Origin of the sequence: Bradyrhizobium centrosematis, assembly GCF_045571495.1 — a bacterium.
Lineage (GTDB): Bacteria > Pseudomonadota > Alphaproteobacteria > Rhizobiales > Xanthobacteraceae > Bradyrhizobium > Bradyrhizobium centrosematis.
This window is the reverse complement of record NZ_CP120703.1, coordinates 5,746,465-5,759,515: the sequence shown is the minus strand read 5'-3', so window position 1 is coordinate 5,759,515 and position 13,051 is coordinate 5,746,465. Positions and strand designations below refer to the sequence as shown.

Annotated in this window: 12 protein-coding genes; 6 read left to right on the top strand and 6 right to left on the bottom strand. The window is 64.2% G+C overall.

Annotation, left to right across the window (positions count from 1 at the left end; genetic code table 11):
* The first annotated feature begins 16 nt into the window (after nt 1-16).
* The 6 genes from petA (at nt 17) to P6U31_RS27485 (ending at nt 7,897) form a co-directional block, all read left to right on the top strand.
* On the top strand, nt 17-547 hold the full coding sequence (gene petA / locus P6U31_RS27510) for a ubiquinol-cytochrome c reductase iron-sulfur subunit (RefSeq protein WP_246921823.1): 531 nt from the start codon (nt 17-19) through the stop codon (nt 545-547).
* A gap of 62 nt (nt 548-609) precedes the next feature.
* Entirely contained in the window at nt 610-2,682 is a 2,073-nt protein-coding gene (gene fbcH / locus P6U31_RS27505; RefSeq protein ID WP_407184878.1) for a cytochrome b/c1, read from the top strand.
* 173 nt (nt 2,683-2,855) lie between these two features.
* A complete protein-coding gene (locus P6U31_RS27500; protein WP_128924116.1) occupies nt 2,856-3,530 on the top strand; it encodes a dienelactone hydrolase family protein in 675 nt (224 codons plus the stop codon).
* 264 nt (nt 3,531-3,794) lie between these two features.
* Nucleotides 3,795-4,781 (top strand): DUF4375 domain-containing protein, encoded by a 987-nt coding sequence (locus P6U31_RS27495; RefSeq protein ID WP_407189958.1) that lies wholly within the window; start codon nt 3,795-3,797, stop codon nt 4,779-4,781.
* A gap of 261 nt (nt 4,782-5,042) precedes the next feature.
* Nucleotides 5,043-7,208 carry an anthranilate synthase component I gene (locus P6U31_RS27490; RefSeq protein WP_407184877.1) on the top strand — a complete coding sequence of 722 codons (2,166 nt, stop codon included), beginning with the start codon at nt 5,043-5,045 and terminating at the stop codon, nt 7,206-7,208.
* Nucleotides 7,209-7,357: 149 nt separating this feature from the next.
* A complete protein-coding gene (locus P6U31_RS27485) occupies nt 7,358-7,897 on the top strand; it encodes an adenine phosphoribosyltransferase (protein ID WP_018323310.1) in 540 nt (179 codons plus the stop codon).
* 16 nt (nt 7,898-7,913) lie between these two features.
* On the opposite strand, the gene P6U31_RS27480 is transcribed toward P6U31_RS27485, so the two are convergent.
* The 6 genes from P6U31_RS27480 to P6U31_RS27455 all read right to left on the bottom strand — a co-directional run bounded on the left by P6U31_RS27480 (nt 7,914) and on the right by P6U31_RS27455 (nt 13,040).
* The gene (locus tag P6U31_RS27480; RefSeq protein ID WP_407184876.1) at nt 7,914-8,246 is read right to left on the bottom strand and encodes a GIY-YIG nuclease family protein; all 333 of its coding nucleotides are present in this window, start codon (nt 8,244-8,246) and stop codon (nt 7,914-7,916) included.
* Between the two features lie 78 nt (nt 8,247-8,324).
* Nucleotides 8,325-8,993 (bottom strand): hypothetical protein, encoded by a 669-nt coding sequence (locus P6U31_RS27475; protein WP_407184875.1) that lies wholly within the window; start codon nt 8,991-8,993, stop codon nt 8,325-8,327.
* 60 nt (nt 8,994-9,053) lie between these two features.
* The gene (locus P6U31_RS27470; protein ID WP_128924119.1) at nt 9,054-9,806 is read right to left on the bottom strand and encodes a hypothetical protein; all 753 of its coding nucleotides are present in this window, start codon (nt 9,804-9,806) and stop codon (nt 9,054-9,056) included.
* A 196-nt stretch (nt 9,807-10,002) separates the two neighbouring features.
* On the bottom strand, nt 10,003-11,223 hold the full coding sequence (locus tag P6U31_RS27465) for a M48 family metallopeptidase (RefSeq protein ID WP_407184874.1): 1,221 nt from the start codon (nt 11,221-11,223) through the stop codon (nt 10,003-10,005).
* Between the two features lie 142 nt (nt 11,224-11,365).
* Complete coding sequence (locus P6U31_RS27460; RefSeq protein ID WP_128924122.1) at nt 11,366-11,926, bottom strand: LemA family protein; 561 nt, start codon at nt 11,924-11,926, stop codon at nt 11,366-11,368.
* Nucleotides 11,927-12,062: 136 nt separating this feature from the next.
* Complete coding sequence (locus tag P6U31_RS27455) at nt 12,063-13,040, bottom strand: small ribosomal subunit Rsm22 family protein (protein WP_407184873.1); 978 nt, start codon at nt 13,038-13,040, stop codon at nt 12,063-12,065.
* Between the last annotated feature and the right edge of the window lie 11 nt (nt 13,041-13,051).

Below are 13,051 nucleotides of genomic sequence, written 5' to 3'. Positions count from 1 at the left end.
AGAAAGGGTTGGAATCGTGACGACAGCGTCTTCGGCGGACCATCCGACACGCCGTGATTTCTTATTCGTTGCAACGGGGGCAGCTGCAGCAGTAGGGGGCGCGGCCGCGCTCTGGCCCTTCATCTCTCAAATGAATCCTGACGCCTCGACCATCGCCGCCGGTGCGCCGATCGAGGTCGATCTCAGCCCGGTCGCCGAAGGCCAGGACATCAAGGTGTTCTGGCGTGGCAAGCCGATCTACATCAGCCACCGCACCAAGAAGCAGATCGACGAGGCGCGCGCCGTCAACGTGGCGAGCCTGCCCGATCCGCAGACCGACGAGGCCCGCGTCAAGTCCGGCCACGAGCAATGGCTGGTCGTGATCGGCATCTGCACCCATCTCGGCTGCATCCCGATCGCTCATGAAGGCAGCTACGACGGGTTCTTCTGTCCCTGCCATGGTTCGCAGTACGATTCGTCCGGCCGCATCCGCCAGGGGCCCGCGCCCGCGAACCTGCCGGTGCCGCCCTACCAGTTCGTTTCCGACACCAAAATCCAGATCGGCTGAGCTTCGGGCCTTCGTCCGAAGCTTCGCGCCGTCTCGTCGTACTATTTCCTCAGGATCGCATCATGAGCGGACCATCCGACTACCAGCCGAGCAATCCGGCCCTGCAATGGATCGAGCGACGCCTGCCGATCCTCGGCCTCATGCACTCTTCGTTCGTCGTCTATCCCACCCCGCGCAACCTGAACTATTGGTGGACCTTCGGCGCCATCCTCTCCTTCATGCTGGGGATGCAGATCCTGACCGGCGTGATCCTGGCAATGCACTATACCCCGCATGCCGATCTCGCCTTCAAGTCGGTCGAGCTGATCGTCCGTGACGTGAACTACGGCTGGCTGCTGCGCAACATGCATGCCTGCGGCGCGTCGATGTTCTTCTTCGCGGTCTACGTCCACATGCTGCGCGGTCTCTATTACGGCTCCTACAAGGAGCCGCGCGAGGTGCTGTGGATCCTCGGCGTCATCATCTACCTGCTGATGATGGCGACCGGCTTCATGGGCTACGTGCTGCCGTGGGGGCAGATGAGCTTCTGGGGCGCTACCGTCATCACCAACCTGTTCTCCGCCATCCCCTATTTCGGCGAGAGCATCGTGACGCTGCTCTGGGGCGGCTATTCGGTCGGCAATCCGACGCTGAACCGCTTCTTCTCGCTGCACTATCTGCTGCCGTTCCTGATCGCGGGCGTCGTCGTGCTCCACGTCTGGGCGCTGCACGTCGCCGGTCAGAACAATCCTGACGGCGTCGAGCCGAAGACGGAAAAGGACACGGTGCCGTTCACGCCGCACGCGACCATCAAGGACATGTTCGGCGTCGCCTGCTTCATGCTGCTCTACGCCTGGTTCATCTTCTACATGCCGAACTATCTCGGCGACGCCGACAACTACATTCCGGCGAACCCGGGCGTGACGCCGCCGCACATCGTGCCGGAATGGTATTACCTGCCGTTCTACGCGATCCTGCGCTCGATCCCGAACAAGCTCGCGGGCGTCATCGCGATGTTCGGCGCGATCATCATCCTGTGCTTCCTGCCCTGGCTCGACGCCGCGAAGACGAGGTCGTCGAAGTATCGCCCGCTGGCCAAGCAGTTCTTCTGGATCTTCGTCGTGGTCTGCATCCTGCTCGGCTATCTCGGCGCGCAGCCGCCGGAGGGCATCTACGTCGTTGCCGGCCGGGTCCTGACGGTCTGCTACTTCGCCTACTTCCTGATCGTGCTGCCGCTGCTCTCGCGCATCGAGAAGCCGCGTCCGGTGCCGAACTCGATCTCGGATGCGGTGCTGGCCAAGACCGGCAGCAGGTCGACGCCGATGGTCTCGACCGCGATCGTGCTGGCGCTCGCCGGCTCGTTGTTCGCGGGCTCGATCGACAGCGCGAAGGCGTCTGAAGGCAGCGACCAGCCGCCCGGCAATAAATGGTCGTTCTCGGGCCCTTTCGGTAAGTTCGATCGCGGCGCGCTGCAGCGCGGCCTGAAGGTCTACAAGGAGGTCTGCGCCAGCTGCCACGGCCTGTCTTACGTCGCTTTCCGCAACCTCTCGGAGCCCGGCGGACCCGGCTATTCGGTGGCGCAGGCGGCTGCGTTCGCTTCCGAGTACAAGGTTAAGGACGGCCCGAACGATGCGGGCGACATGTTCGAACGTGCGGGGCGCCCGGCGGATTATTTCCCCTCGCCCTTCCCGAACGAGCAGGCCGCTCGTGCGGCGAACGGCGGCGCGGCGCCGCCCGACCTGTCCCTGATCACCAAGGCGCGTTCCTACAAGCGCGGCTTCCCCTGGTTCATCTTCGACTTCTTCACCCAGTACCAGGAGCAGGGCCCGGACTACGTCGCGGCAGTGCTGCAGGGCTTTGAGGACAAGGTGCCCGAGGGCGTCACCATTCCGGAGGGCTCGTACTACAACAAGTACTTCCCGGGCCACGCCATCAAGATGCCGAAGCCGCTCAGCGACGGCCAGGTGACGTATGACGACGGCTCGCCGGCCACGGTCGCGCAGTACGCCAAGGACGTCACCACCTTCCTGATGTGGACTGCCGAGCCGCACATGGAAGCGCGCAAGCGCCTCGGCTTCCAGGTCTTCGTGTTCCTGATCATCTTCGCGGGCCTGATGTACTTCACCAAGAAGAAGGTCTGGGCCAGCTCGCACTGAGCGGCGCAAGACGAGACTGAAGAAGCCCCCGCAAGGGGGCTTTTTTGTTGCTTTGCCATTCCGCGGCGATGCGTCAGCATCGAGCCCGGAATGACGCGACTGTGGATTGCGCCATCCGCTCCCACCCGCCAAGATGCCCCCAACTGCTCCCCAGAAACTCACCGGAGGACACCATGGGAACCGCCATCACCTTCAAGCGCCCGGACGGCAAGGACGCCTCGGGCTATCTCGCCAATGCCGCGCGCGGCAACGCTCCGGGCGTGGTCGTGATCCAGGAATGGTGGGGCCTGTCGGACCAGATCAAGGGCCTGTGCGACCGCTTTGCGCTGGCCGGCTTCGATGCGCTCGCGCCCGATCTCTACAAGGGCAAGGTGGTGCCGTATCACGACACGGACAGCGCCAACAAGGAGATGAACTCGCTCGACTTCATGGACGCCACCACGCAGACCGTGCGCGGGGCCGCGCAATATCTGTCGCGCAACGGTGCCAAGGTCGGGCTGACCGGCTTCTGCCTCGGCGGCGCCGTCACGATCATCGGTGCGACCAAGATCCCGGAGCTCGCGGCCGGCGTCGTGTTCTACGGCATCCCGCCCGAGCAGGCGGCCAAGCCCGCCGACGTCAAGATCCCGCTGCAGGCCCATTTCGCCAACAAGGACGATTGGTGCACGCCGGAGCTGGTCAACGGCTTCGAGAAGGCCATGAAGGCGGCCGGCAAGTCGCTGGAGCTGTTCCGCTATGATGCCGAGCACGCCTTCGTCAACGAGCAGCGCCAAGCCGTGCACGACCGCGAAGCCGCCGAGCTCGCCTGGGGCCGGGCGACGGAGTTTTTCCGGAAGCATCTCGGGTAGGGCAGTGAGATAGCGCGCCCTGGGGCAACCAGCTACTATCGAAATTGCCCTTATGCAACTTTAAGACGTGGTCGCATACATTCTACATGCGACTGCGGAGGTGCGCGATGATTGTGAAGGGACGTTTGACGACGATTGTCGTACCTCGCACGGACCTGGAAGCGGCTCAGGACCCTAAGAAGGCCTATTATCTAACCGGCGCTGTGGTCGACTACGTCGCTGCACGTGGGCATTTACTCGAGACACGAGCTGCCCGCCGTGGCGATGCAAGCGTATCACGCCGACTACTATCTCGCTCAGGTCGACAACGGCGGTCACAGCCAGTTCATCGGCAACACGGGCGCCGAGATGCTACCCACGACATCCGGTGATGCGCTCGCTGGACTGAAGGCCATGGGAGCGAGCGCGCAACACCAGATTTTGCAAGAGATGATGGCCTGGGTGGAGGCGCACCCCGGCGAAGCCGCACTGCAAAACGGATTCGAAAACCGCTCTGCGGCTCTCAGCGCGCTTGATGATCGCTTCTACGAGGCAGAGCGCCGACAGCCAATCACACACCTCGCGGCGCGATGGATTGCGGGCTGGCCCGAACTCCACCCTGTGTCAAAGGAGCACTACGCTTCAGAAATCGAACGGATTGCGCAACTGAATCCATATTCGTCGCAGCGCCAGATATGGCGAAGCGTCCATAAGATTCGCTTCCAGATGACCGACAGCGTGCAGATTACCGTTGCCGCGGCATGCGGGGCTGCGACGCCTGATCCGGAGCTCAAGGTCATGGTTCTCCCAGGATTCGACATGGATGTGGAGGGAGAGCAATGCAGGACATTCGGTGTCAAGACCGACAAAGGTTCGCGGCTATGCGTCGTTGAAGAAGCGGGCGGACGACTCTATGAAATGGCCCCAGTTAGTCCGATGGTGGGGGCGCAGCTGTCGAGTGTGGGAGCGGACACGATCGCGAGCTTCGTGAGAATTGCCCAGCAAAACCTGGCAGCCGAAGCGATCGACCTGCTGTTGCGAAGATTGGATCTGGATCCAGCCGCGATGATCACGGCACTGCGCGTGAGCGACGACCGTGCCACTTGGTACGCGGTCACACGAAAGACCGGCGTGTTGGTTGAAACCCTGGCGGACCGTAGCAACGTCATCGGATCCGGCGGTCAACTCCTGCTCACAGCGACCCGAGCCGACATCGAGCATCATGCTGCGGACGCAGCCATGGGGCATGACAGCCTGGAGATCAGGGCCTGAGCGCAACCCGGCCGCGCGATTTTGGCGATCGAGGCCACGCAGCTCACCCTTGACGCCGCCGCCCGGCCATGGTGAGTATCCCGCCCATGAGCACCGTAGCCCGCCCAGCCCGTCGTTGGTGGCGCACCTCCTGACGAGGTGGCCGGTGCGCTTTCTTTTCCCAAGATCGCTCGAGGTCGCCAGCACAGCGCGGCGGCCTGATCGTTTGTCCTGTGTGGCGTTCCCTCGGCAAGTCTCGTAAGAGGACCCCAAGAGGATCACATGAACAGGACAGTCTTTGCTCTCCCGGCCAGAAGCGACTATCCGACCCGCGCGGGTCTTGCGATCACGCGCGTGGCCGAGCAGTTTACCGGAGGTGCAAGCCGGCTCGACGACCTGATCAACCTGCTCGACCGCCGCCGCGGCGTGGTGCTGTCCTCCGGCACGACCGTGCCCGGCCGCTACGAAAGTTTTGACCTCGGCTTCTCCGATCCGCCGCTCAAGCTCGAGACCACGGGCGTCAATTTCAAGCTGGAAGCGCTCAACGCACGCGGAGAGGTGCTGATCGCCTTCCTCGGCGACGTCCTGCGCGAGCCCTGCGTCGTAATCTCCGAGAAGACGCCGACGCGCCTTGCCGGCCACATCATCCGCGGCGATGCCCCGGTCGAGGAGGACCAGCGCACCCGCCGGGCCAGTGTGATGTCGCTGGTGCGCGACATCATCGCCGCCTTCTCCGCCAACGATGACGGGCTGCTCGGCCTGTTCGGCGGCTTCGCCTACGACCTCGTGTTCCAGATCGAGGATCTCGTGCAGAAGCGCCCGCGCGAGGCCGACCAGCGCGATATCGTGCTCTATGTGCCCGACCGCCTGCTCGCCTACGACCGCGCCACCGGCCGCGGTGTGGTGCTCTCCTACGATTTCGCCTGGAAGGGCAAATCGACCGAAGGCCTGCCGCGCGAGACGGCCGAGAGCCCATACCTGAAGACGCCGCGCCAGGGCTTTGCCGATCACGCGCCGGGCGAATATCAGGCCACGGTGGAGACGGCGCGCGCCGCGTTCGCCCGCGGCGATCTGTTCGAGGCGGTGCCGGGACAGCTGTTCGCCGAGCCCTGCGATCGCTCGCCGGCCGAAGTGTTCCAGCGTCTCTGCGTCATCAATCCGTCGCCCTACGGCGCGCTGATGAATCTCGGCGAGGGCGAGTTTCTCGTCTCCGCTTCGCCCGAAATGTTCGTGCGCTCCGACGGCCGCCGCGTCGAGACCTGCCCGATCTCGGGCACGATCGCGCGCGGCACCGATGCGATCGGCGATGCCGAGCAGATCCGCCAGCTCCTGAACTCGGAGAAGGACGAGTTCGAGCTCAACATGTGCACCGACGTCGATCGCAACGACAAGGCGCGCGTGTGCGTGCCCGGCACCATCAAGGTGCTCGCGCGTCGCCAGATCGAGACCTACTCAAAACTGTTCCACACCGTCGACCATGTCGAGGGCATGTTGCGCCCCGGCTTCGACGCGCTCGATGCCTTCCTCACCCACGCCTGGGCCGTCACCGTCACCGGTGCGCCCAAGCTGTGGGCGATGCAGTTCGTCGAGGATCACGAGCGCTCGCCGCGGCGCTGGTATGCGGGTGCGATCGGTGCCGTGAATTTCGACGGCAGCATCAACACCGGTCTCACCATCCGCACCATCCGCATGAAGGATGGGCTCGCCGAGGTGCGCGTCGGCGCCACCTGCCTGTTCGATTCCGATCCGGCCGCGGAAGATCGCGAATGCCAGGTCAAGGCCGCCGCGCTGTTCCAGGCGCTGCGCGGCGATCCGCCGAAGCCTCTCTCGACCTTCGCTCCGGATGCGACCGGCTCGGGCAAGCAGGTGCTGCTGATCGACCATGACGACAGCTTCGTGCACATGCTCGCCGACTATTTCCGCCAGGTCGGCGCCAGCGTCACCGTGGTCCGCTATGTGCACGCGCTCGACATGCTCAAGCAGAAGAGATGGGATTTGCTGGTGCTGTCGCCAGGCCCCGGGCGGCCCGAAGATTTCGCGATCAAGACCACGATCGATGCGGCGCTGGAGAAGAGGCTACCGGTGTTCGGCGTCTGCCTCGGCGTGCAGGCGATCGGCGAGTATTTCGGCGGCGAGCTCGGTCAGCTCTCCCATCCCGCCCACGGCCGGCCTTCGCGGGTGCAGGTGCGCGGCGGACGCCTGATGCGCAATCTGCCGAACGAGATCGTCATCGGCCGCTATCACTCGCTGTTCGTCGAGCGCGACAGCATGCCGGAGGTGCTTGATGTCACCGCCAGCACCGAGGACGGCGTCGCTATGGCGCTGGAGCACAAGACCCTGCCGGTCGCCGGCGTGCAATTCCATCCGGAATCGCTGATGTCGCTCGGCAACGAGGTGGGCTTGCGCATTGTTGAGAATGCGTTCCGGCTGGATGCCGGGGCGAATTGAGTAAGAACCGTCATTGCGAGGAGCCTGCGACAAAATTGCGAAGCAATTTTGCGCTGGCGACGAAGCAATCCAGAGTGTTGCCGCGGAGAAGATCTGGATTGCTTCGCTTCGCTCGCAATGACGGTGGAAAAGCCAGAGCGAGATGACCAATGACATTTGACCACGACATCAAGGCGAGCGTCCGCACCATCCCCGACTATCCCAAGCCGGGGATCATGTTCCGCGACATCACCACCCTGCTCGCGGATGCGCGGGCGTTCCGCCGCGCGGTCGACGAGCTCGTCAATCCATGGGCCGGCAACAAGATCGACAAGGTCGCCGGCATGGAGGCGAGGGGCTTCATCATCGGCGGCGCGGTAGCGCACCAGCTCTCCGCCGGCTTTGTGCCGATCCGGAAAAAAGGCAAGCTGCCGCACACCACCGTGCGGATCGCCTACTCGCTCGAATACGGCATCGACGAGATGGAGATGCATGTCGACGCGATCCAACCCGGCGAGCGCGTCATCCTGGTCGACGACCTCATCGCCACGGGCGGCACCGCGGAAGGTGCGGTGAAGCTGTTGCGTCAGATCGGCGCCAACGTGGTCGCCGCCTGCTTCATCATCGACCTGCCCGAGCTCGGCGGCGCCGCCAAGCTGCGCGCGATGGACGTGCCGGTGCGCACGCTGATGACGTTCGAAGGGCACTGAGAAGCGGCAGGGATCCTCAGATCGCCTCGGCGTTCAGCTCGGCCCGCCAATGCAGCTGGCGCTCCTTCAGGAGCGCGTTCCTGACGTAGTCGCTCTCCTCGTCCTCCAGCCGCTCGCATTCGCCGAACGTCAGACCGGCCTCGCCATGCGCAGTCCAGGCGGCCTGGAGGCTCCGGCAGGTGTGGCTGCCCTGGCGCAGCGAGAACCAGATGCGGTTCTGGATCGTCTCCAGGTTGGGCGCCTGGCCGACCCAGACCTGCCCCGACGCCGCGCAGCGCACGACATAGATGCCGGCAATGGTCTTGCGCTCCTTGTAGGCGGCAATCGCTGCTTTCCGATCGATGGTCACGGGACGGCCTTTGACGTGAGGATGCTGATCATGCTTTAGCGGCCGCTCCACCGGGCGTCAATATTACCCGGATAGAAATTAGGACCGTTGCAGGATCAGGCTGAGCTCAAGCTCGCGGAAGGCAAGATAGTTGCGCCGGGTCCATTGGTGCAGCTCGGTGGAGGAGTCCTTCTCCTGGCGGAGGTAGCCGGTGAAGGAGAAGTTCAGCCGGCCGATATAGGTCTTGAGGAAACCGGGCAGCGCGGGTAGGCGGAATAGCCGGCCGCCGGCCATTGCGACTGGCAGCTCGCCGCGCACGACATGTTCGTTGTCCACCGTGATCAGGTTCATGCGGGGGATCTGGGTGCGCAGCATCTCGTGGGCGCGCGCCGAGACGCGGTCGGTATCGGCGATGAACAGGATCTGCGGAGCGACGTGGCGGCGTGCCGCCTCCTTCAACAGGCCGATCTCCTCGGTCATCTTGAAGAACTCGTCGAAGGCGTGGAAGCCGAGGTCGATCACCTTGGCAAGCCCGTCGTCGACGATGACGCGGTCCATCAGCTGCATCTTGCCGTAGGTGTCGATCACGTCGGCGGTCTCGGTCACCTTAGGCAGGTAATCGAGCAGCGACGGCTCTTTCAGATTGACGTCGAAAGCCGCGACATTGCCGTTCTTGAGCAGCAGGAATTCGCTCAAGAGCCGCGCCAGCAGGGTCTTGCCGACCTGCGGGCGTGGCGAGCAGATGATGTAGACGGGCGTTGCGGGCATCGACAGCTATATCAGTCGAACTTGGCGACCAATCCAGCCGTATCAGCCCGCACTTCGCAACTATTTTTCGCTGTTGCGGGTGACCGGCTTCGAGCCGACGATGTCGGTCAGGCGGATGCGATCGAATTCGCTCCAGACATTGGCCAGCCAGTGCCGGACATAGCCGCGCAGCACGAAGGAGTAGTTGGCGGCTTCGTCGTTGATGCCCTTGTTGGCGACGAATTTCAGGAACGGGACGGACGACACCTCCACCTGCTCGTAGGCCATCTCGTTGAGCTTGGGGATGGTCAGCTCGGTGGCGTCCTTGATGCGGTGGAAATAGGAATTGTAGGTCGCCTGGTCCCACTGGAAGAACTGGGTGTCGTTGATGAAGTTCTTCACCAGGAAATATTTCGCGCCGGTCATGAAGCCCGCGGTCTCCGCGATCTCCTCCAGCGAGGCGATCGAGGGTCCGAGGATGTGGAATACCGCGAAGGTGATCTGGCCGGCCTTGGCGGCGTCGAGGAATCCGATGTCGCGCAGCGAGGCGAGCGCCGGCGAGAGCAGGCCGGCGCGGACGTCGATGACGGTGACCGACGGGCTGACAGCGTTGAGCGTGTCAAAAATCTTCATCTGGTCGGCCGTCGTCGTCATGTCGACGATCTCGGTGATGTCGGGGTGGAAGCGCTTCAGGGTTCCGCGCGGCGACTCCGTGTCGAAGGCGCGCGTCGGCACGTTGTTGGCTGAGAAATAATCGAGCAAAGTACGCGACACCGTGGTCTTGCCGACCCCGCCCTTGTCCGCGCCCACCACAACCACTGCCGGCTTTGCCATTGCTGTCCCCTAACGCGCGCCCCCGATCGCGAGGTCGCAATCGGCCGGGCCCCAAATCGATGTCCCGAGTCTGCTGTTGGGCGCGAACATGGCAGAAACAAGGGAGAATTCAATTCCTCGGCATGTCGATACGGCAATTCCCGAAGTTTTTCCCAATCGCGGCGAAACCTGCCACGCATGGTGGCACATCGCGTGCTTAGTGACGGCCCCAGGGACCCATTGGATTACCCACGGGGTTGCCGGTCGCGGTTCCGGAGGGGCCAGGTACGGGCGGCGGAGCGGCTGGGCCGTCAGCATCGTTCCAGGGGCCATGGCGGAGCGGCGCTGGGGCGTCCTGCTGGTCGGCTGGCGGCTCCTCCTTTTCGGGCTGGTCCGTTTCTGCGGTCGGCGGCAGCGGGCCCGGATCATGGCCGCCGGCAAACTTGACCAGTGCATCGACCCTGGATTGCATCGAGGGGTGGGTTGCGAACAGATCGGCAAAGCCCTCGCGCGGATTGTCGACGCAAAGCTCCATCACGGCTGAGGTCGCACCGGGCAGCTCGCCGCGATTCTCGATCTTGCGCAGCGCGGAGATCATGGCATCAGGATCCTTCGTCAACTCGACCGAGCCGGCGTCGGCGAGATATTCGCGCGATCGCGACAAAGCGAGCTTGACCACCTGGGACAGCAGCCAGGCCACCACGATCAGCACGATCGCGATGATGATCACGATCACCGCGCCGCCGCCGGAATTCTTGCTGTCGCTCGACGAGGATGACCGCGACGATGAGGAGGAGCCCGAGGACCACGAGCCGCCGGAGCCGGAGCTCCAATTGAAATTCGTGAACAGGCGGAAGAACAATTCGCCGAAGAAGCCGACCACGCCGGCTATAATGACGGCCACCACCATCAACTGCACGTCGCCGTTCTTGATGTGGGTCAGCTCGTGGCCGAGCACAGCCTCGATCTCCTTGTCGTTCAGCGCCTCGAGCAGACCCGTGGTGACGGTGATGGAATATTGCCTGGGATTGAGACCGGTCGCGAACGCGTTCAGCGCCGGGCTCTCCATGATCTTCAGCTTCGGCATGGTGATGCCGCGCGAGATGCAGAGGTTCTCGAGCAGATTGTAGAGCCGCGGCTCCTCCTGCCGGGTGACGTCGTGGCCGCCGGTCACGGCGTCGATCATGGACTGGTGGAAGAAATAGGCGATCACGATCCAGGCCGCCGCTGCGACCGTCGCGAAGGGCGCGGCCTTGAGCAGGTCGGTGAAGGCCTGGCTCAGATAATAGGTGACGGTGCCGTTGCCGTTGATGACGACCTCGGCAACCAGCGCGCCGGCATAGACCAGCACGTAGACCAGTGCGAACAGGCCGGCGAGCAGCAGCATCGAACGAAACTTGTTCGAGGCGATGTGCGTGTAGAGACCGTACGCGGCCATGGCTGGTTCCGTTTAATCACCGTCATTCCCGGGCGGGCCGGAGGCCCGAACCCGGAATCCAGAGATTGGTGATCTCGATGAGATGCCGGGTTCGATGCTTCGCATCGCCGCGGAATGACAGCATCTGTTGTGCAAGCTCAAATCAGAACTTCACCTGCGGCGCCGCCTCGACCTCGGTGCGGCTGGCGCCGAGATCGAAGAAGTCCTTCCTGGTGAAACCGAACATGCCGGCGAACAGCGCGGCGGGCATCTGCTGGATGCCGGTGTTGTATTCCTGGACCGCGTTGTTGAAGAAGCGGCGGCTCGCCGCGATCTTGTTCTCGAGGTCGGAAAGCTCGGATGCGAGCTGCTGGAAGTTCGCGTTGGCCTTGAGGTCCGGGTAGGCCTCCGACAGTGCGATCAGCCGGCCGAGCGCGCCGGACAGCTGGTTCTCGGCCGCGGACACCTGCGCCGGCCCTTGGGCCGACATCGCCGAATTGCGCGCTTTGATGACGTCGTCGAGCGTGCCGCGCTCATGCGAGGCGTAGCCCTTCACGGTCTCGACCAGGTTCGGGACGAGGTCATGACGCTGCTTAAGCTGCACGTCGATGTCGGCAAAGGCCTGGCCGACGCGCTGGCTCAGCGCCACCAGGCGGTTGTAGGCACTGAACGCCAGGAATACGAGAACGACGATAACGCCGAGAACGATCCAGCCGGTCGACATGGAGAACTCCTGAAGGGGAAGAAGATGGGCTCTAGGGTAGACCAAATTGGCGCGAAGCGTGAGCCCGGCGCAGAGGGGAGGTGAGACTTGGTCGAATGGGGAGCCGCCCGAGTTCAAGGCAAACCGGGGAACGAGGTTAACTTTCGGCAATGACGGCCTCGCCCCAGCGCCAACGCCTGGCACTTGCATAGCCAGCCTTGTCGCGCCGCGGGACTTTTGTCAGCGCCACACCTTGCTCGGTACAGAGCTTCGCCGTGATCTCGGCCTTGCCGACGTCCGGCGGCGCCAGAACGCGCGCGGCGCGGGTGGCGGGCGGGGTGCGGGTCAGCGCGACGTAGATGAAGCGCTCGTCCTCGAACGGGACCTCGGCGCCCTTGATCTGGCGATGCGCTTGCGAGCGCGGCAGGCGCTGGCTGAAATGGCACCAATCCGGCGCGAGCAGCGGGCAGGGCTTTTCGTGCGGGCAGGGCGCGGCGACGTAACCGCCGGCCGCGATCAACTGCTGGCGCAGCGCGAGGATGCGCGCATAGCCGGCGGGCGTGCCGGGCTCGATCACGACCAGCGCGTGGCGCGCTTTGGCCCACATGGCTTCCGCGAGCTTGCGCTGATCGGCCTCGCCGAGCTCGCCGATGACGTAGCTGGCGATGACGAGATCGGCTTGCGAGACTTCCGTGAGATTGCCGCCGGCATCGCCCGGCAGATAGCGGCAGTGCGCCAGGCGGGTGCTGTCGCGCGCCAGTTCGAGCGCGAGCCGGCTCAGCGTGGCATTGGCGTCAAGCAGCGTGAAATCCTGCAACGACGGAAAAGCCTCCGCGGCCGCCCAGCTGGCGGTGCCCGGGCCTGCACCGACGTCGAGCAGCGTTTCCGGAGCGAGATCAGGCGCGATCTCGGTCAGCGCATTGAGGCTGGCCGCCACCGCCGCGTAGGTCGCGGGCATGCGTGCCAGCGCATAAGCGAGCGCGTCGGCTTCGGACTTGATCGTGCCGGAGGTGCCGCCGGCGCGATAGGTGGTCGAGATCTTTTGCGAGCGCTGTGCCGCGTCGCTGCGGGAGAAGCCCTGCAGCTTGCCGTCGAGAGCGGCTTTCAATTCGGCAGGGAGGGTGGGGGAGATCATGTTGGCCCACC